Genomic DNA, 18,190 nt, shown 5'->3' on the forward strand with positions numbered 1-18,190 from the left:
TAATTTCAATATCCAATTTTCTTCTCTCCCTCACGAGACGCCTACGTCCCGCTCCAAACTCCCCAAATGCCCTATAGTAGAAACCATAGCGGCGGGATTCCACAGGCAGCGATCCATGAAGTCGATGCAATTAGCGTTTGGGAATGGGCAGGCAGCGTGATGTTGGTGGCCATCGCCAGCATGAAGGGCGGGGTGGGGAAGTCGACCCTCGCGGCCATGCTCGCCAAGCACGTCGCCGGCAGCATGGGCGTCTCCGTCACCGTCGTCGACATGGACCCGCAGCGCGGGGCGACCATCCTGCTCCTGGGACCCAGGAAAGCGGCTTCCCATACCGGACCCACGATGTACGACGTGCTGCAGAGCGAACTGGACAACATCCCCTCCCACGAAATTCTCGCCCGGGCGATCGTCCCCTCGGCCTATCACGAGGGCGTGCGCCTCGTCCCCGCCTGCACCGCATTGGCCAACATTGCCGGTCCCGAAACGCCGAGGGATTTACTACGCCTGGCGTTATGTGGAAGCATCAACACACTGGACCCGCTCGTCATCATCGATACCGGTCCCGACATCACGCTGTGCGAGATGAGCATCATTGCGGCGGATTTGATCTTCATCCCCGTCACGCTCTCGCATCAAAGCGGCGTGCCGACGCTGAACACGCTGCAGACGGCGTTTCGAGTCGGCTGCCCGATCGGTGGTTTGATTCCGACCATGGTGGGAACGTCCCAATGGAGTGAAAAGCGTGTGGCGCAATGGCGTGAGAGTCTACGCAATACGCAATTGGTTAAAAACCGAAAAATCCAACTTTTGACCTCGATGCCTTATTCGCAGTCGGCCATTCGGGGAACGTGGCGCTGGGGAAAACTTCCCCATCTATTCATCCCCGCCCTCAAAGGGATCGAAGCACAAATCTACTCGAATCGCGACTCAAGACAGGGAGAAAACGCCAACGGAATCGATTTAAGTGCAAGGACGATGGAAGGGATCGTCAACCATGGCTGATCTCGATCGCGGCACGATCCTCGAAACGAACATCGACATCAGCGACCTGAACGGCTATCGAACAGCCAGGCCGAAGCTACAGACGGGGCGGCTAGAATGGCCGATCATGATGATTCCGCTGGAAGCGATTTCATCAGAAAGTCCAGCACAGACGCGTCAGGAGGTGTTCGATCCGGGTCGTTATCCCCAGGACGCGGAGCTTGCGGCAAGTATCCGCCAGCATGGCGTGATCGAACCCATTCTCGTGTACAGGTTCTCCGATCCAGGAGAGGATCCGCAGTATCGGCTGATCGCCGGCGACCGACGCCGGCGCGCCGCGGCTCACATCGGGCAGGAGATGATCCCCGCCATCATTCGTCCAAGCGGGGATCAAATCAACCTGTTGACGTTTGCCGAAAACACCGGACGACGCGATCTAACACCATATGAGAAAGCGATTGCCTTAGCCAAGATCATGGACATGGACGAAGAAGTACTTTCCTTCCGACAACTGGCCAAGAAAACCGGAGTCAGTCTTTCTTCGGTCTCGAATCTACTCAAGGCATACCGGGAATCCCCTCCGGCATTACGCAAGTTGTTTGCAGAAGGCATGGAATCGCGTGCTGTCGTCGAACTTCAGAGTGTCTTTGGAAAATATGGCGAGGCAGAGCAGGTAGAACTTGCAAGGAAACTTCGGGGTTTGTCAAAACGGCAAGTGTTGGAGATCAAAGAATTGAGCGCGCGAGGGATTCCCATCGATGCAGCACTGGAAACAATTCGTAGACCCCAAATGTTAGCCAATGTATCCGGCAGCGAGCAACGAATCGCGAGACTTCAAAGGGAAACCCCAGATTGCACACTGCCCTCCGACGACCAAGTCGAGGCAATTGCGGAACTTACCGGCGCTCCTCGAAAAACCGTGAAGGAAATATTTTCTACAGCGGAGAAGAATCGATCCGGCATGGATGCGGTTTTTCTTGCATGCGCATTCGTGGGGCGGGGAGGAACTCCCTGTAATGCACTTAAAAATGCCGAGTCTCTTACTCAAAAAAAGAAGGCGTTTAAACTCGTACACAAATATCTCATTTTACGAAACAAAGCAAAGGATTTTATCGATCACGTTGATGAAGATTCGCAAAAGGAATTTCTTAATACCATATTTTGGGGGGAATAAGCCACCATGGGGGGACACGCTACAGTAAAAGATCATCTCGCGGCGATCGGTGATTCGCCCGAATGGGTCATTTCATTGGCAGAGATGATCCAGAAACTGCTGGGCACATCTTCGGCCATTGCATCAGCAAGAGCGAGAGATTTAAGTCGGCTTCCGCCGATCGGAAAGGGCCTCGAATCAATCCTTCGAGGCTGGGATATCCTGAGCGATGCCGATCTGCAAAATTTATCACCTATGCAGAAGGAAACCATTGAAAAAGTAATCTTCAAGATTTTAAACGACGTTCGTAAAATCGTCGCCACAACGAGGAGGATGGAAACATGATCAACCGAGGTTTGCTAATTATAGGAATTGTGCTTGCGCTTATCGGGTTCGGCGCAGCTTTTGTTGTCAACCAAATCATCGTCCGTCCAACAGACTACATCATTGCTGCGAGAATGGACATAGCTGCCGGAACATACATCAATGAACTCCCGGAAGATGCTTTTATCCAGATTCCCGTTCAGTTCGAAAATTCATCTGCACGGAAAATACTGGAAGGTGTAGCGCAACCACAAGACCTGATCGCCATGCACGCAGTGGATGCCGTAATCATCCAAGACATCTATATGTACCAACCGCTCGTCCTCGGCGCCGTCATCAGCGCAGATAACCCGGCCGCATCCCGCATCGCCCGTCTTGGATTAGACAATCCAGACTTGATGGTAATTACTATTCCAGCATCGGGTAACGTACCATCCGGCCTCATGTCAGGCGACCGCATCGATCTTGCCGTGACTGTTTCTTCTGTAGCAGACCCCCTCGAGCTCACTCGGGATGAACAGGTTACAACCCTCCCATTCTCACAAACCAGCCTTGGCACCATCCCTCCTGAAGCGCTTGCGGAGATCCTGGAAGCCTCGGGGTATTCCGTATCAGCGCCGGAAGATGGGAGTGCAGCACATATAGCTGCGTCTGCGGAAGAAGATGAAAATGCGCACATAAACGAGCCAGAGGCACCTATACTCCGTGAGCCAGTGACCAAGCTATTGGTAAGGGGATCCTTGGTCATCAACGTTCAATATGCAAGGTCGGTTACCGGGATAACTGCAGAAGGCGAAGCTCAATTGATGCGAGGAGAAATCACCGGTATTGATGTCATCATCCCTCGGGAGGCTTTTGAATTCGTGACGATGGCCATAAACAGTGGAAACCTGCAGATTGGTCTGCTCTCGCCTCTCGTCGCTGATACCAGCGACGAACCCACACTCGGTGCTTCATTGCAAGACTTCCTGGATCTTTACCTGAATGATCGGGAAGAACTTATCGCCGAATCAGCATTGGTAGATATATCGGAGTAAGTATGAATTTAACATCGCAGTAAAAAGCTGTTTGCCAATTTGCGACTCAAGAGGTTCCTCAATGTCAGACCAACAAATCGAGTACCTTACTACATTGTTGTTTGCGAGGCCGGAAATTAGTGCACAAATGAACGCACAAATGCACATTGCAACCGACAGAAAAGTGCGACTCGCAACGGTGCTGCCGTTGTTCGATCTTTCAAAGGCCGTCGAAATCCTGCATTCAATGAACCCTCACGTGGTTATCATTGATGCTCGTGTAGATGGATTTGAACTCGCTCACATCGTGCATCTTCGTCAGCAAGCTGCCGAACCATTTGCCGTTGTCGGTCTCGCACAAGCAGGTTCAACAGAAATGGAGCAATTGCTGGGGTGCAATCTTGACGCCACATATACATTGCCGCTCAACCCACAATTGTATGACCGCCTCGATCGAGATCTTCCGGGCAAATATGAGTTGGTATGCAAAGCATGGGGAAAAGGAGCATGGGGCGCCGGTGCCCCTGAAGCGATAAAGGCAGCCACAGCCGCCGCCGGATCAACATCATGGCAGCGATCAGCAATTGCAGTTTATTCCCCCAAAGGCGGTGTTGGAAAAACCGTTATTGCATGTGAGTTGGCAGCTACGCTCGCCGCTCTCGGTGGAAGAGAAGTTGCGCTGGTTGACGCCAACATGAACGGCGGTCATGTGAAATTACGCTTGAATGTGGATGTTCCCCACGGGATACTCAATGCAGCTGCCACCTATCACACCAACAAGGGACACCCATCGTTGGAGGCAGACGCACTAAAAAGGGTTCTCGGATACCTGGTACCACTTGCTGGAACCGGCAACCTGAAGATCCTCCCTGGTGTCGTCAATATGGAACAATCGCTCAACGAGAGCTTGCTCGGCGAGGCAGGAATGGACTTTATGATGTGGTCCATTCCCATCCTCAAACGCCAATTCGATTTCGTAGTAATCGACATGGGCAGCTCAATTAACGTCGGTATACATATTGGTGCACTCAAGAGTGTCGATTTTATCATCGCCGTATGCGAACCAGATCTCACGAGTCTTGCGGACATCAAGGAAGCCATACATCGAAGCATTGGCTCAAAGCATGGAATTGGTATAGATCGAATCGGATTGGTGATCAACAAATGGCAGGATGATCTGGGAATTTCCTTGAAAGAGGCATCGAAATATGCCGAAGTCACAGCGATGGGCATCATTGCAAACGATGGCACAGGAAATATCACACGTGCCGGCAATCAAGGCCAGTCTTACTTCGCCAAATATATCAATGAAAAGAAAAATCCCAAGGAAACGGAACAGACGCTTCATGGGTTCGCCCAATTAGCGGGTCAGTTCTATCCCCCGATTTCCGCAGCTTGGTCGGAAAGATTAAAAAGCGGACACAAGAAAAAACGGTGGCTATGAATATGCAATTCGAAGATGATCATGCAGCGAAGCTCGATAAGCAAACACTGGAAGGGAACGGCGATGAACCATACGAAAATGGATTAAAAAAGGTACGCGATCGCATTGCTAGTGAATTCAATCCACAGCAGATCGATAACGCCGGCCCGCTAGTCACAGAAGCGGTTTCGCGTACTGCACACGAGATCTATCAGGCTTTTAACCAGGAAGCGCTTTCCAAAAACTGTTCCCGCATCTTGATGCCCGAGGAACAATTTGTAGAAATGGTACTGGCAGATCTGCTCGGCATGGGCGCCATCGACACTTTATTAAGCGATGCGAGCGTCGAGGATATTGCCATCAATGGGCCCAAAGAAGTCGTGGTTTACAGACAAGGAAGTTGGGAAAAAACGGATCTTTCATTCCCGTCGGCCGATCGATTGCTCGAAGTGCTCAATCGCGGCTTGGCTCACTCAAATCGAAAAGCCAATATGGTCACGCCGATTGCCGACGCTGTATTAAAAGGAAAACAGCGTATCAGCGTCGTGACCCATCCTGTGGCAACGCCCTACCCTACAGCCGTCATTCGCATCCCCAGAGCACAAGACATCACCTTGGAGGACATGGTCAAACCCTCCAAGGTTAAAAATGAAAAACACAAGAAAGAACTTACCATTGATTACGAAAGTCTAATCGATGGAGATGCTCAGGGTTTACTTTCGCCAAAAGCAGCCCTCTATCTGCATGCCGTCGTGCTGGCTGGAGGAAACATCGTTGCTATTGGGCCGACGGGATCTGGAAAAACAACTCTCTTGATGGCGCTTGGCCGGAAAATTCCAAGAGGAAACCGAATCCTTATTATCGAGGACACTCCGGAGATCGACCTGCATCCCGATAGCGACACACCATCGAACGTTCTTTATCTACGTACTCGTCCATCGACCATAGAGGGTTTGCATGAAATTCCTCAGGAAGATCTGGTCAAGCTGGCACTGCGTCAAAGACCCGATGCGCTGACTCTCGGCGAAGCCCGAGGACCCGAAGTTTTCGATTTGCTCAACGCGCTGAACACTGGCCACAAAAATGGGCTCACCAGTCTACATGCGTACGGCGTGGACGAACTTTTCGGACGGATATTTCTCATGCTCTCCCAGAGCGAACGAGGGCGACATCTGGATGCATACCGTGCCGCAAACCTCGTTGCTTCAACGCTCCACGTCGCCGTCTCGATCGAGATGGTCGGTAATTCACGCTTCGTAAAAACGGTAGCGGAACTAACCGGTACAGTTAAAAAGATCGGGACATCTTATGAACCCGAGGTAAAGCCAATCTTCCAACGATCTGGAAGCCGCGGCAAACTAGAAGGTCCTCTCATGGATTCTACACATGCAAGTCTGTTCAACTCGGCAGGCATACCCAAACATGTTTATTCGTTGGAGTAATCTTGTGAGAAATAAGAATGGGGCTTTCCAGATAGGAGTAACCATATGCTGACCAGTATCCTTCTTGCTGCTTCTGCTGGCTTTGGTATGTTCTTCATCGTTATATCGTTTCGCTATCAAGCGCCAAAGCGAAATCTCGAGCGACTCACGGCGTTGCGAAGGACAGCTGACGAGATCGCAGCAGAGTCAGAACCGGATGACTCGTTTTTCCGAAACCTCCGCTATCGAGGCCTTGATGTCGCTTTAGCCCAAGCTGATCTTGACGTGACCCCTGCCGGTTTTGTACGTGTTGGCATCCTGATCACAGTAATTGCATTCGCCTTGGGCGTCGTCATAAGTGGGGGCTTGTCGGTTGCTTTGTTTACGGCGGGCGTCAGCATTTTCCTCTACTACTTTTGGCTAGGGCTGCGGCGAGATGCAAAGAAACTCGAGTATGAAGAAGCAATCGCTGATACATGTGACCGCATCTCAGCTGGAGCACAACTCACACCCACCCTTCAAGGCGCCATCATTCATGCCGCGGAAACGTGTCCGGAAATCATCAAAAGCGATCTTGTTCTGATCTCCAATCAATTATCTCAGGGCGCGAGTGTCGACGATGCCTTTGGGGACATCGTCGAGCGGAGGCAAAGCTATTCCTTAGGGCTGATGGCACAAACATTAGAAATTTGGAGTGTGCGCGGAACAACACTTCCCCTCCAAGAGGTGATTAAGCCACTTAAGGACGCTATCCGGGATATGGCGGACACGGGCAGGAGAATGGACGCCGAACTTACACAATCCAGGTTAACGGCCACGATTGTCACAATCGCGCCGCCCATATTTGTACTCTTTTTCAGGACCGCAATACCCTCGACCGCCCCAATTTATTCCAGCACAACGGGGCAGATGATCCAGATTTTCTCCTACGCCCTATCTGCCATCGGCTTTATGATGACCATGCGTATCATTCGAAACGTTCGCAAGGTCCTGGAAATACAGCATGTATAGGAGATAAACATGGACACTTCACTGATATTACCCCTCTCGCTTGCACTCATGTCAGGTATCGGTATCTTCCTGGTTGTCGCATCTATCAGTATACCCACGAAATCTTTGACCGGTCGCATTCGGGATGACGGCGCCGGCCCGCATATCGTGGGCATGGCAGAAAGTAAAATCTTCCAGGCTTTCGTCTCAGGTCTGAGTAAACGACTTCGGCCCGTGTCGGGAAATCTTGAAGACCTATTACGGCGTTCTGGATGGAGATTTGAATCGGAAATTTACTTCTATGCCCGCCGCATGCTTGCCGCGTTCGTGGTGATGGTGTTATGCGTTATTGTGGGAATTGCCCTGAATGTTATTATGGGGCTTTCGATTGGTTTCTTGCCTATGGCCGTACTTTCCTGTCTCGGCGCGCTGATGGGTTTTATACTACCCGACATCGAACTCAACAACGCCATCGACCGTAGACGGGTTCGGCTCAAAAAGGAAATGGGCTTCGGTCTGGACCAAATCCATATATACCTGCAGTCCGGCGCAGATCTTATGGAAGCGTTGGCCCAAGTCACACACATGGGCATCTTCGGAAAAGCTTGTGAGGCTATCGCCACCCAGGCAAGCACCGGAGAACCAATCAGTACGGTCACAGAGAACGTGCAAAAAAACCTCCCACAAACACCGGAGTTTGACGAGTTCCTCAAACTGATACACACTGGCATTCAGAAGGGCGAAGCCGTTCAAGAACCCTTCCGCGAACGCGCGGCATCGATGCGCCAGATGCTCGTCCGTTCGATCATCGAAGAAGGACACAAGTCCAGAATCAAAGTTACTTTCCTTACAATCATTTTCATGCTGGTGGCCACCATGATCGTGACTATCGTCCCGATTACACTGCTGCTGTTCGAGGGGGCATTTTAAGATGATGTTGAATTTTCGCTCTCGATAAGCATAAGCTGAATGCATCGGCGATCCAGCCGTCTCGCCGGCCCCAACTCTTTCATCGTTCTCACCCAAGGTATGATATAATATCATACCGGAGAAGCGGTATGTCGAAAGAAAAGGTTGCCGTGACGATCGAGAAGGCTCTACTTGAGCAACTGGACCGGCTAGTTGCGGAGGAGAAATATCCAAGCCGAAGCAACGCTGTTGAACGAGCGGTCGAAGACTTGCTTGAGAGAGATGAACATACCCGTCTTGCGGTGGAAAGCGCAAAACTGGATCCTGCCTTTGAAAAGGCATTGGCTGATGAAGGGTTAGCGGGAGATCTTTCGGAATGGCCAGAATATTAAGAGGGGAAATCTATCGGGCTGATCTTAATCCGGTTCGAGGACGAGAACAGGGCAGTCACCGTCCCGTCGTTATCATAAGCCAGGATGTGTTCAACGAACGATCGGGAACGGTCATTGCCATGGCGATTACGAGTAAGATGCAAAAAGCAGGATATCCTCTCATTCACAAACTGAGCAGCGGGGGGTTGCCCAAGGAATCATGGGTCAAAATGAGTCAAGTTCGCACGTTGTCGACTTCACGATTGGGGAATCGCGTCGGAAAGGTCGAACCGGAAGAATTGGTAATCTTGATCGAAGGGCTGAACGAAATCATTGCCGCTTAATTCACCTGAGAAACACGGGAAGCGCAGCGAAGTGGGGTGGTTGTGGTTCTCGCAAGGTGGATTCGCGAACAAACCTTACACCGCGGATCAACCTCCTCGATTTTCCAGTTTTGGATCGAAGTGTTAGGATTGGAATTTGAATTCGAGCTCGAGACAAGGTTATTTGTATGAAGTGTAATAAAGCCGTTGTCTATATCCTGTTCTTTATCTGCCTCGGAGGAATGTTCAGTTTCGCCACAATGGATGAGGTTTCAGCGAAGATCACCGATTCCTCCGACGCAGCGCAAGGCGTTCAGTCTACGCCGAACTTATCCTTTGAAGAACGACTTTCCCGGGCAATCCCACGGACCAACGTGGACCGGAAGGATTTGGATCGTCTCGTATACGGTAACCAGCTCGACTGGCCCGAGATGCGCTATCTCAACGAAGGCGTTACTCTTCTCGGTCGAACGGTCACACCCATCGATTTTCAGATCTTTCCAGGCGGGGACACAGTAAGTGTATATTCGCCACGCGATGGACAATTGTACACGGATGCACTCTGGTACATCACTGAAGTTCTTGAGAATGGCCAAAGGGCTTTTGACGCAGTCATGATCCCTCCTGGTGGAAGTCTGGTGATGGTCCAAATCGAAATCGAACCTCCAATATCAAATCCCGATGAAACCTGCGGCTCATCTTACGAAGGACCTCGCGGGGATTCCTTCCGAATCGCTTATCCCGGCTTGGGGGAACACGCCGTTGCCTACACCCCTTTGTACCCGTACAGCGGAGGGTACAAACTCCAGGAGTACGCCGCACCTTTCGTCGATTGCCCCGACGATGGCTGGCTGTACTTCTACATCCCCACGCTCGAGGCGGATCCCGCCAATATATGGCTCGAATTCGTCCAATCGACAGCCTGGTATGACGAACGGACAGGAGAGCCGATCGTCGGAACAAAGCTGGCCTTCTGGACGCTGACAGAACGGCCTTGAGCTATTCAATTTTCAGTTTCGGCAGAAGGGTAGCGAAACCCATCACTATACCTGTGAATCAAAGCGCTTGAAACAATCTTCCCCCTGTCGAGCATATTCGTCCATATCCAAAACCAGGTAGATTCAAATCCGCCAAACCCACATTGTTGCGAATACCTGCGGATAAATATCCGCGAAAGACCGGCACCGGATACATATCCGGCGCCAACGGTTCTATTGCTGGTTGCGGATGAATATCCGCAACCGATACCGGGCAGATATGTATATGCCCGCCTCTACTCCAGCAACCCTGGTACACAAATCACAAGAGCGTTCCTGCGCCGAATTCTTCTCTTAAACAAACACCCGCAGATACACATGCATCGCCAGCGAGTATCCCTCCATTCATCCTGCGCGGAACAAGTTGCGCAGCATCGAGCGAAGTCGAAGGAGCGCACCGCAGCACCAGTCTGCGAAAATAACGCACCCTTTTTCGACTACACTCAATCGACGACATTCGCTTCTTCGAAGCTCGCGCATTTCAGGTTGATAAAGAAAGAAGGGACGCCCATGTCCCGTATGAGAGCCTGTTTTTATGCTAGAGTAATTTCATGATCGCGGTCGATATCACCCCTCCATGCATACCATATTTGAAGGAGACATCTGATGAGGAAACACCTATCGCAAGGGATTTTAGCCGACCAATCGGGGCAGGACACGCTGGAGTGGATCGCCATCGCCGCAGTCGTCGTGATCATCGTCATAGTGGTCTTCGCCATCATCCGCGACAAGGCGATTGAGAAGGCGGAAGCAATTTGGTAAGTGGCGAATCGGTCCGCGAATCTCGAGCGAACGAGTCGGATTCGCCCAGACGAATGCTATTACCAGCGGGGACAATCATGGCAACGAAGGTCGATCTCCCAGCACAAGCACCTAAAAATGAATGCGGACAGGCCACACTGGAGTTCATCCACGCCTTCTGGCTCCTTTTTGCTTTTTTTCTGATCATGCTCGCCATCGCCACGGTGTGGTACGGACACATCATCACCTCGCCCGTATCGTTGGAAGCCGCATCGCGCGAAAGCGTACAACCTGGCTGGGGCCAGGAATTTATTCACTCCTCTGGAAACAGTCTGTCGAAAAATACACAGCTAGATACCTCCATCAGCAATTGGGACTCGGGGCTTTTTCAATCCGAAGCGAATATCCTGACCGTATCGGGCAAGTCGAGAGCCTCCTGGATGCCTTTTTTGATCAACTGGAGCGTCCCCGTTCAGGGTTCGACGATCTTTCCGGTGTGGGAATTCCACGGAGGAAGTCCTTAATGTCGCTATCGAAGCAAAATCAAATTGTAAAGAATCAAAAGGGCTCGGCGCTAATCGAATTCGTACTTCTGGCCCCTTTGGTCATTTTGCTGATGATGTTCGTTTTATTTGCCGGATGGTGGAGTTATTCCAAATTGTCATCCCAAAATGCGGCTTATAGTCGTGGCGTATTTAATCCTTCGTATGCAACATTTCGATCTGGTGGAGAATATATTCCGCGCGAGGAATCGGCAGAATGGGTGATATTGGAAAGCTCGAAGGGGATGAAACAGATGTGGTTCGATCATATGAGCATCGGCTGGAGGCACGGTACCTACCGCATATCAAGAATCGGCGGGGCAGGCTATGTGGTCTCCATCTTGCCAAATAAAAACTCATTCCATGAATGGTTCCTGGATTTTTTATCGCACGTGGGAAGTGGGAATTATTCAAGCCAGTTACCAAAAGGGAATGCGTTCTTTTTCTTTACGCCACTTATATCTGAATCAGAATATTGAACATGGCAGATGATTCAAGATGAAAAACCTAACATGCACGGAAATTTGTGAAGGGAACAAACGAGGGCAGATCATGCTCGCCTTCCTGGGCTTCTTTCCCCTCTTCATCGTGTGCTTATTCGTGGTGACCGATCTTGCCCGCTATTTCTACCTCAAGAATCAGGTGCGTATTACTGCCGATTCAGCCGCTCTGGCCGCAGCCGGGGCGTTGGATATGCGCCAAGCGACTGAGAATCAAGTATTCGTCATCAACGGCGCCTGGGGCAGCATTAGAGCGATGGAAGTCGTCTTGGAAACACAAGGCAAGGTCAGCGAAGATTCTTGGATGACCATCGGGATTACATACTTAGACATTCAGGGCGACGAAGTTACCGTAATCGTGAACGGAAAGGGGCCAACCTTGTTTGGCGGTTACATTGGAATATCAGAGTTCAAAACGAGCGCCATCGCAAAAGCACGCATCGCCGTTGGCGTGGATCAAGAGTGGTAAGCATGTTTGTGGACGATGGTTTCATCGGATCTCAGGCTGGGTGGTACAAAAATGGAAGACTTACGACAAATCGTTGCAGAGTTGGTAGCGATTATTACCACCATCGGGGGAATATACTTCTTCATCGGATTCGTCGTTAATCTAGCTCAAACGCAAATCAGTTCTATTACCGGGGATACCCTGGGACGCGCCAGAGCGCTCCAGCAAGGCATTGCCATGGTTATTCTCTTATGTATCGCCGTATCTATAGGGTCGATCATGGATGGTATAACTGAGCACTTTGACACGGTTGGCGCTATGCAAGTTCCCCAAACCAAGGAAAACGTGATCGCTTTCTGGTCCAGTCTGGCGAAAATGATTGTTTCAGCCGTCGCGGGAATCTCAACTACGCTGTTAACCGTCAGTGCCGTTTTCAACGGCTTAGGGCTTCAGATTTCGAAGATGATTGGCCTACCCATTGGCATTGCGCGATCCGCCGGGAATTTACTCGCAGTCGTTATCGGCTTGGCGCTTTCAATTACAGCCGTTGCGATTGCACAGGGGATTCTGGACGTGGTAATCAATCTTGTAACTACCTAGTGCGGTATCCACTTTAATCTCCAAATGAGGTACACAAGTGATCAAATACATTACAAAGCGGTATAACGAAATACTAATCAAGCTGAACTTGATCGAGGGCCTTGCTTTTAGATTGGCAGCCATCATAGTTTGCATTTTCCTACTCTCAGTATTCCTCATGCCCGGAATCACGGCTTTTGCCGATGGATCCACTGGAGGTAGCACAGATGATGCCGCCATGACCTTCATTGATATTTTCAACGACCTTGGCCAGCTGGCTATTAAGGTTTGTTATGCATTGATGTTTATCGTTTTCGCCGTCGGATCGGTTAAAGCAGGACTGGGGGCACAAGCTGCACAGGCGTTTGGCGCAACCGGACGTGTATCGATGGAAATGCTAAATCTTGTCGGTGGAATCATCATATTCGTGATTGGGCTAATGACATTGCCCATTGTCAATACGATCATTGACAGCGTTTCCACCAAACTCGCCGTAGATTCTAATATCGGAACGATCAGTAATCCTGTGATTAGGTAGATCGCATCTGAATCATAAAGGTTGATGAACGATGCAAAAACGACGAATCAAATTGCTCTTTATTGGCATGACGGCGATACTGACTCTACTCATCGTGCTCGTCGAAGGCACTCGATCATCGAGCACACAGACCAGCCATAGTCCATCCTATTCAACTGCAAGCGTTGACCTGGGCGCGACCGGACTGGATCATCCTGGTCACTCTTCTCCCATCGTAAGTAACGAAATGGGCGGAGGGGAATTGGAAAAACGCCAACCTCCCCCATCCCCTATACCCGATACTCAATCGACACCTGCTCCAACGAATGATAACGAAACCCTTACTCAAGAGACGATAAAGGAAATCTATTTCCCCTATGAAGGCCTCTCGGGGGGCATCAAGAAAGCTCTCTACGAGTTATTCCTGGAAATGGAGCACGGAACAAGATCCAAAATTGGTAGCACTTTATACGAATTTGAAGAAAACATTCCCAACTATGAACAAAATCTAAAAGATGTGCGTCATAGTGTCTGGAAAGTATCGATAAGCATCGCAGGTGTTTTGGCGACATTGATTCTCAGCCTTGTCGTTTCCATCGCTTTGAAAGATGGAGCAACATCAATCACAGGGTATGCAGTAATTCGTGAATCCTTACTTAAGTGGATTATCGGTGTCGCCGCAGCCGCATCGAGTTTTTTCCTACTAGAAAAAACAATCGATCTATCAAAGGCTTTGGAAAGCGCTATCCGTTCGCAGTTTATTAAATCGAATACCGACATCATTCATGGAATCGGCGTAACCCAATTAGCAAATGCACTTATACCATCTCCAGCTGAATCCATCGAACTCGGTGTGCTTTTACTTATTATTCTCATCATCTTCAGCATTCTCTTATTAATTACATACACCACAGTGCTCACAGTATCATGGTTTGCGACGAAAGTTATTACTATATTTGTAGTAGCTATTGCTCCGATCGTCCTAATCATTGGCGTACTACCGCCCTTCCGCTGGCTTCAAGGACTGTGGGTAAAGATTACTACTGTCGCTTTCATCCTTTGGCCTATGAACTTACTCATGCTGGGTATCTTCTCAAAGGTTATTGCGATTTTTATCTCGAGTGAAAATGCCTCTATACCGAATACATTCTTTGCTTACTTTATCGCTGTTGGTGTCATATCGATTTTCATAGCCATAAATTCAATAATTGGGAAATTGGTGTATGGCTCCGCCATAGAAATCGCATTGAAAACAAGGCGTATAGCCTCTACTCTGACGAGCCGAGCAACCTTTGGTTCTACAGGTATTCTGCTTTCGGGCACTTCGGGAGAAGGCTTAAGCCCCACATCTGGCGGACTCGCTGGGTTCAATCAAAGGTCAGATCCATTAATTAATCGGTTTTCTCACATTGCATCTACGCAATCAACCCCAACTTTGGACAGTATTGCTATCGACGACCCTACACCAAACAAACTATTTGGGAATCTCCACAACCCTCAAAATGAGTTAGTCCAACAAATAAATACTGGAATGTCAAGAAATGCACCTGTAGACGCTAACACTCAGATGGAGAGAGTTACTGGAACCAATTTCAGCTCAAGACTTGAGTTTGAATCGAAATACCATTCGGGAGATAGATCCCGGAAGATGATCCTACATACTCCAAATGGAATTCTTCAAGCGGATGTATCGAAAACCGGCAACTCACCTGAACAGATCCTTCGAAAAATGAAGAAACCAGAGAGTTCAGAGGCCTTAAATAATGAGTAAGTGCATACCATGAACGATGACTTAAGATTGTATTCATCTATACCTGACCCACTTAATCGATCATTGATCAAAAGGAGCATTTAATGGGCCTCGTTCCTCCACGGATCGAACCGCCGAAAACGATCATCGGGGTCGGGATGCGCGAGCTGCTCGTCCTGGGCGCGGGGCTGCTGCTCTCGATCCTGGTCGTGCTTTCCGGCCTGGCGCTGGTTATCAAAGTTGGCCTGGCTGCGCTGCTCGTGGGGCTGGCGGCGCTGCTCGCCCTGGGGCGCGCGCCCGCCACCGGCAAAACCTTCGAGGAATATTTCCTCGACATCTACCATTTTCACAAACGCGACCGTTTCCTGCAGCGCGGTGCCGCCAACCTGAACGGCGAGCCCTTCGCCCTGCGGCCTGCGCGCGTCGCAGAATCCGCCGTCGCATACGCGCCCCGGGACATGATCCGCATGCGCCCGCTGCCCCTGAGCCTGAACGCCTTCTTCGGCGTGCTGAGCGTCTGCTTCCTGTCCATGCTCGTCGCCTGGCTGTTCTTCGGCGGGCTGCAGGAACTCCTGCTGCGATTCGGAATCCGATGATGCGCTGGAAAGACGATTGATGTTCAAGCGCAGCCCACGCAGCGAGCCGCCATACGGACCCGGCGCGCCGACCTCGGATACCAGCGAGGTGGTGCCGATCGCCGCCGTCACCGAGGACATGCTCGTCACGCATAAGGGCACGTTTCTCACCATGCTCGAGATGCCGCCCGTCGACATGGGCGCCGGCGGCCTGGATTTCAGCCACTGGATCCGCAAGCATCAATCCGCGCTGGATCGGATTCCGCCGGGGATCAACATGCAGGTCACGGTGCAGCTCGAGCCCCGCGATCCACAGCCCGATCTCGAGTATTTCATCGACCGCGCGCAGCGCTGGCACGCGCTGGCCAACGACGAAAACTTGCCAGCGCGTGCGCGCGGTCAGGCGGGCAGGATTTCCGCCGCCGCCCAGCAGATGACCGCCTTCGTGGCACTCTGGTTCGATCGATCGCTGCCCATCACCTGGCGGACGATCTACACGCTCTTCTGGAAGGCGCCGCTCCAGATCTCGAAACATCCGCTTTTTTCGCTGCGCAAAGACGGCGGCCGAAACCTCGGGCACCTCGATTTCGTCCCGGAGGCACGCCAGGCGCTCTCGCGGACGCACGGGATCGTGTCCGCTGCTTTCCGGGAAGCCGGACTTCCCCTGCGGGATTTGACGCCCGGAGAAATGTGCCAGATCGTCTGGCGCGGCCTGCATCCGGCGACCAACGGGCTCGCCACCGACCAGGCCTCCGAAATCGCCGTCGCCATGGCCAAAGGGCAGCGAGCGCACCGGCAGCAAACGCCCTCCGCCGGCGATTTTCGTCCCGGCATGGCCGCCGATGAACTCGCCGACCTGCTCGCGCCGGGCACGATACTCGAGCGGGAAACGTGCCTCGAAATCGACGGCGTCCGTATGGCCGGCTACTACGTCCATGATTTTCAACCCAACCGCGTGGCCATGGTCCACCGCCTGGCCAACCTGCCCGGCGGCTGGACGGGCAGCCTGCTGATGGAATTCGCCGAACCGGCGTCCGTTGTGTCCAACCTGCGCGAGCGCGAAGTGCAGCTCTCTGCCACCGAGCTGGTCAAACAAAGCCAGGGCATGCTGCGCAGCTTTTCCAACCAGCAAGAAGTGGCCGCGGTCCAGCAGCAGCGCATGTCGCTGGAAACCATCGGCAAGACGCCGGTCTTCATCCGCTTCTTCATCATGCGCACGGCGCCCAACGAAGAAGTCCTGCAGCAGCGTACCCGCGACCTCGAAAGCCTGCTGACGACCATCGGCGCGTCCTACGTTCCCGCACGCTACAACCAGCTGCGCCTCTGGGTAAGCTCGCTGCCGACGAGCGAATTGACGATGAAGACGAAGTCCAGGAACATGACGGCGGACAGCCTGGCAACGTTTTTCTGGCCCGCACAGCGCCGTTACATGGAAGAAAAAGGCGTTTATCTGGGCATCGATCAGGCGACGCTGCTGCCGATCCGCGTGGATCCGTTCGGCGACTACCTGGAAAAGACCCCGACGTTTTTGGCGCTGGGAAGGCCCGGCGCGGGGAAATCGGTTTGGCTGCGCACGATGATGCTCTCGGCGCTCGTCGCCGGCGACTCGGTCATGGCCATCGACATCGAGGGGGAGATGCAGCCGTTCTGCGATCGATACGGCGGACGCTACATCGAGATCGGCGGTTTCAGCAGCGAACGCATCAACGTGCTCGACATCCCGCCCGACAGCGATAATCCACTGGAACACGGAACGAAACATCTCGTGGCGTTCTGCGAAGCCATCCGCGGCAGCCCGATACCCAAAGGACCGGAATGGAATGCGCTGGCGGAAGCCTATAGACTGACACTCGAGGATCGGGGAATGATCGATCCCATCAGCGGGGAACCTCTTTCTGCGTGGCGCTGCGAAGAAGCTCCGCTGCTCAACGACGTCGCCCGTATCCTGGCGCAGCTCAAGCGGCCGGAAGCGGCCTCCATTTCCGAGATGCTCCACCCGTATACGGACGGTCTCTACAAAGAATACTTCAACATCCAAACCACGTTCGACGTGCGGAAGGAGCGACTGGTCATTTTCGGCATGCGCCACGTCAACGAATCCGGCACCTGGGACGATCAGGAGCTTCAAGTCTATCTGTGGCAGGTAATGGGTTTCATCTGGAGCGAGGTGCTGCGCCGGAATCTGGAAAATCCGCGGGCTGCGAATCACGTGATGCTGGATGAAGTGTGGGCCTTGCTCCGGGCGCCGGGGGGCGCGGCGGCGATCGAGAACATTGCCCGCCGTTCGCGAAAAAGGCGCGCCGCACTGTGGATGGCGTCGCAGCAGATCGGTGAGTTTCTCGATAAAGAACACGGCCGGAAGATCCTCTCCGTTGTGGGAACCAAACTACTCATGGGGGTCAGTCCCTTCGAAGCGAACCGCATGCGCGATCCGTTCGATTTGTCCGACTACCTGATCGATACGCTGACCAAACTCGGCTACGGGGAAGCCATGCTGCGCATGGCCAACGCCGTGCTGAAAGTGTGGATCCGTTCACCCAAGGAACTGGAGCTGTACTGATCGTCGATTAATCGTCCGCCGTATATCGGT

General features: G+C 52.0%; 20 protein-coding genes. All 20 read left to right on the plus strand.

Annotated elements, in window-relative coordinates:
* The first annotated feature begins 66 nt into the window (after nucleotides 1–66).
* Nucleotides 67–1,002: a ParA family protein gene (locus P8Z34_07690; GenBank protein MEJ2550548.1), complete on the plus strand. Its 936-nt coding sequence runs from the start codon at nucleotides 67–69 to the stop codon at nucleotides 1,000–1,002.
* 109 nt (nucleotides 1,003–1,111) lie between these two features.
* Nucleotides 1,112–2,155, plus strand: a complete 1,044-nt coding sequence (locus tag P8Z34_07695; protein MEJ2550549.1) for a ParB/RepB/Spo0J family partition protein — start codon at nucleotides 1,112–1,114, stop codon at nucleotides 2,153–2,155.
* A gap of 6 nt (nucleotides 2,156–2,161) precedes the next feature.
* Nucleotides 2,162–2,479, plus strand: a complete 318-nt coding sequence (locus P8Z34_07700; GenBank protein MEJ2550550.1) for a hypothetical protein — start codon at nucleotides 2,162–2,164, stop codon at nucleotides 2,477–2,479.
* A complete protein-coding gene (locus P8Z34_07705; protein ID MEJ2550551.1) occupies nucleotides 2,476–3,495 on the plus strand; it encodes a hypothetical protein in 1,020 nt (339 codons plus the stop codon). The genes P8Z34_07700 and P8Z34_07705 overlap by 4 nt, the downstream gene beginning before the upstream one ends.
* A gap of 61 nt (nucleotides 3,496–3,556) precedes the next feature.
* Nucleotides 3,557–4,918 (plus strand): AAA family ATPase, encoded by a 1,362-nt coding sequence (locus P8Z34_07710; protein MEJ2550552.1) that lies wholly within the window; start codon nucleotides 3,557–3,559, stop codon nucleotides 4,916–4,918.
* A 2-nt stretch (nucleotides 4,919–4,920) separates the two neighbouring features.
* Nucleotides 4,921–6,339, plus strand: coding sequence for an ATPase, T2SS/T4P/T4SS family (locus P8Z34_07715; protein MEJ2550553.1), 1,419 nt, complete (start codon nucleotides 4,921–4,923; stop codon nucleotides 6,337–6,339).
* A gap of 45 nt (nucleotides 6,340–6,384) precedes the next feature.
* A complete protein-coding gene (locus P8Z34_07720; protein MEJ2550554.1) occupies nucleotides 6,385–7,329 on the plus strand; it encodes a hypothetical protein in 945 nt (314 codons plus the stop codon).
* 9 nt (nucleotides 7,330–7,338) lie between these two features.
* Nucleotides 7,339–8,238, plus strand: a complete 900-nt coding sequence (locus tag P8Z34_07725) for a type II secretion system F family protein (GenBank protein ID MEJ2550555.1) — start codon at nucleotides 7,339–7,341, stop codon at nucleotides 8,236–8,238.
* Nucleotides 8,239–8,366: 128 nt separating this feature from the next.
* Nucleotides 8,367–8,609 (plus strand): ribbon-helix-helix domain-containing protein, encoded by a 243-nt coding sequence (locus P8Z34_07730; protein MEJ2550556.1) that lies wholly within the window; start codon nucleotides 8,367–8,369, stop codon nucleotides 8,607–8,609.
* Nucleotides 8,594–8,932: a type II toxin-antitoxin system PemK/MazF family toxin gene (locus P8Z34_07735; protein MEJ2550557.1), complete on the plus strand. Its 339-nt coding sequence runs from the start codon at nucleotides 8,594–8,596 to the stop codon at nucleotides 8,930–8,932. Before P8Z34_07730 ends, P8Z34_07735 begins: the two co-directional genes overlap by 16 nt.
* A gap of 167 nt (nucleotides 8,933–9,099) precedes the next feature.
* Nucleotides 9,100–9,909: a hypothetical protein gene (locus tag P8Z34_07740; GenBank protein MEJ2550558.1), complete on the plus strand. Its 810-nt coding sequence runs from the start codon at nucleotides 9,100–9,102 to the stop codon at nucleotides 9,907–9,909.
* 645 nt (nucleotides 9,910–10,554) lie between these two features.
* Complete coding sequence (locus P8Z34_07745) at nucleotides 10,555–10,710, plus strand: hypothetical protein (protein MEJ2550559.1); 156 nt, start codon at nucleotides 10,555–10,557, stop codon at nucleotides 10,708–10,710.
* A gap of 77 nt (nucleotides 10,711–10,787) precedes the next feature.
* Nucleotides 10,788–11,213, plus strand: coding sequence for a hypothetical protein (locus P8Z34_07750; protein ID MEJ2550560.1), 426 nt, complete (start codon nucleotides 10,788–10,790; stop codon nucleotides 11,211–11,213).
* Entirely contained in the window at nucleotides 11,213–11,710 is a 498-nt protein-coding gene (locus P8Z34_07755) for a pilus assembly protein (GenBank protein ID MEJ2550561.1), read from the plus strand. Before P8Z34_07750 ends, P8Z34_07755 begins: the two co-directional genes overlap by 1 nt.
* Nucleotides 11,711–11,783: 73 nt before the next feature.
* The gene (locus P8Z34_07760; protein ID MEJ2550562.1) at nucleotides 11,784–12,200 is read left to right on the plus strand and encodes a pilus assembly protein TadG-related protein; all 417 of its coding nucleotides are present in this window, start codon (nucleotides 11,784–11,786) and stop codon (nucleotides 12,198–12,200) included.
* Nucleotides 12,201–12,251: 51 nt separating this feature from the next.
* Nucleotides 12,252–12,779: a hypothetical protein gene (locus P8Z34_07765; GenBank protein ID MEJ2550563.1), complete on the plus strand. Its 528-nt coding sequence runs from the start codon at nucleotides 12,252–12,254 to the stop codon at nucleotides 12,777–12,779.
* Between the two features lie 37 nt (nucleotides 12,780–12,816).
* Nucleotides 12,817–13,296: a hypothetical protein gene (locus P8Z34_07770; protein MEJ2550564.1), complete on the plus strand. Its 480-nt coding sequence runs from the start codon at nucleotides 12,817–12,819 to the stop codon at nucleotides 13,294–13,296.
* A gap of 31 nt (nucleotides 13,297–13,327) precedes the next feature.
* On the plus strand, nucleotides 13,328–15,046 hold the full coding sequence (locus P8Z34_07775) for a hypothetical protein (protein ID MEJ2550565.1): 1,719 nt from the start codon (nucleotides 13,328–13,330) through the stop codon (nucleotides 15,044–15,046).
* Nucleotides 15,047–15,129: 83 nt separating this feature from the next.
* Nucleotides 15,130–15,621: a hypothetical protein gene (locus P8Z34_07780; GenBank protein MEJ2550566.1), complete on the plus strand. Its 492-nt coding sequence runs from the start codon at nucleotides 15,130–15,132 to the stop codon at nucleotides 15,619–15,621.
* A gap of 19 nt (nucleotides 15,622–15,640) precedes the next feature.
* On the plus strand, nucleotides 15,641–18,160 hold the full coding sequence (locus P8Z34_07785; protein ID MEJ2550567.1) for a hypothetical protein: 2,520 nt from the start codon (nucleotides 15,641–15,643) through the stop codon (nucleotides 18,158–18,160).
* Nucleotides 18,161–18,190: the final 30 nt, after the last annotated feature.

Source organism: Anaerolineales bacterium (assembly GCA_037382465.1).
Lineage (GTDB): Bacteria > Chloroflexota > Anaerolineae > Anaerolineales > E44-bin32 > WVZH01.

What these genes read in the sequence shown, in the direction of transcription:
- P8Z34_07690 (MEJ2550548.1), top strand. Translation starts at nt 67, where the DNA reads ATGCCCTATAGTAGAAACCATAGCGGCGGGATTCCACAGGCAGCGATC.
- P8Z34_07695 (MEJ2550549.1), top strand. Translation starts at nt 1,112, where the DNA reads ATGATTCCGCTGGAAGCGATTTCATCAGAAAGTCCAGCACAGACGCGT.
- P8Z34_07700 (MEJ2550550.1), top strand. Translation starts at nt 2,162, where the DNA reads ATGGGGGGACACGCTACAGTAAAAGATCATCTCGCGGCGATCGGTGAT.
- P8Z34_07705 (MEJ2550551.1), top strand. Translation starts at nt 2,476, where the DNA reads ATGATCAACCGAGGTTTGCTAATTATAGGAATTGTGCTTGCGCTTATC.
- P8Z34_07710 (MEJ2550552.1), top strand. Translation starts at nt 3,557, where the DNA reads ATGTCAGACCAACAAATCGAGTACCTTACTACATTGTTGTTTGCGAGG.
- P8Z34_07715 (MEJ2550553.1), top strand. Translation starts at nt 4,921, where the DNA reads ATGCAATTCGAAGATGATCATGCAGCGAAGCTCGATAAGCAAACACTG.
- P8Z34_07720 (MEJ2550554.1), top strand. Translation starts at nt 6,385, where the DNA reads ATGCTGACCAGTATCCTTCTTGCTGCTTCTGCTGGCTTTGGTATGTTC.
- P8Z34_07725 (MEJ2550555.1), top strand. Translation starts at nt 7,339, where the DNA reads ATGGACACTTCACTGATATTACCCCTCTCGCTTGCACTCATGTCAGGT.
- P8Z34_07730 (MEJ2550556.1), top strand. Translation starts at nt 8,367, where the DNA reads ATGTCGAAAGAAAAGGTTGCCGTGACGATCGAGAAGGCTCTACTTGAG.
- P8Z34_07735 (MEJ2550557.1), top strand. Translation starts at nt 8,594, where the DNA reads ATGGCCAGAATATTAAGAGGGGAAATCTATCGGGCTGATCTTAATCCG.
- P8Z34_07740 (MEJ2550558.1), top strand. Translation starts at nt 9,100, where the DNA reads ATGAAGTGTAATAAAGCCGTTGTCTATATCCTGTTCTTTATCTGCCTC.
- P8Z34_07745 (MEJ2550559.1), top strand. Translation starts at nt 10,555, where the DNA reads ATGAGGAAACACCTATCGCAAGGGATTTTAGCCGACCAATCGGGGCAG.
- P8Z34_07750 (MEJ2550560.1), top strand. Translation starts at nt 10,788, where the DNA reads ATGGCAACGAAGGTCGATCTCCCAGCACAAGCACCTAAAAATGAATGC.
- P8Z34_07755 (MEJ2550561.1), top strand. Translation starts at nt 11,213, where the DNA reads ATGTCGCTATCGAAGCAAAATCAAATTGTAAAGAATCAAAAGGGCTCG.
- P8Z34_07760 (MEJ2550562.1), top strand. Translation starts at nt 11,784, where the DNA reads ATGCTCGCCTTCCTGGGCTTCTTTCCCCTCTTCATCGTGTGCTTATTC.
- P8Z34_07765 (MEJ2550563.1), top strand. Translation starts at nt 12,252, where the DNA reads ATGGAAGACTTACGACAAATCGTTGCAGAGTTGGTAGCGATTATTACC.
- P8Z34_07775 (MEJ2550565.1), top strand. Translation starts at nt 13,328, where the DNA reads ATGCAAAAACGACGAATCAAATTGCTCTTTATTGGCATGACGGCGATA.
- P8Z34_07780 (MEJ2550566.1), top strand. Translation starts at nt 15,130, where the DNA reads ATGGGCCTCGTTCCTCCACGGATCGAACCGCCGAAAACGATCATCGGG.
- P8Z34_07785 (MEJ2550567.1), top strand. Translation starts at nt 15,641, where the DNA reads ATGTTCAAGCGCAGCCCACGCAGCGAGCCGCCATACGGACCCGGCGCG.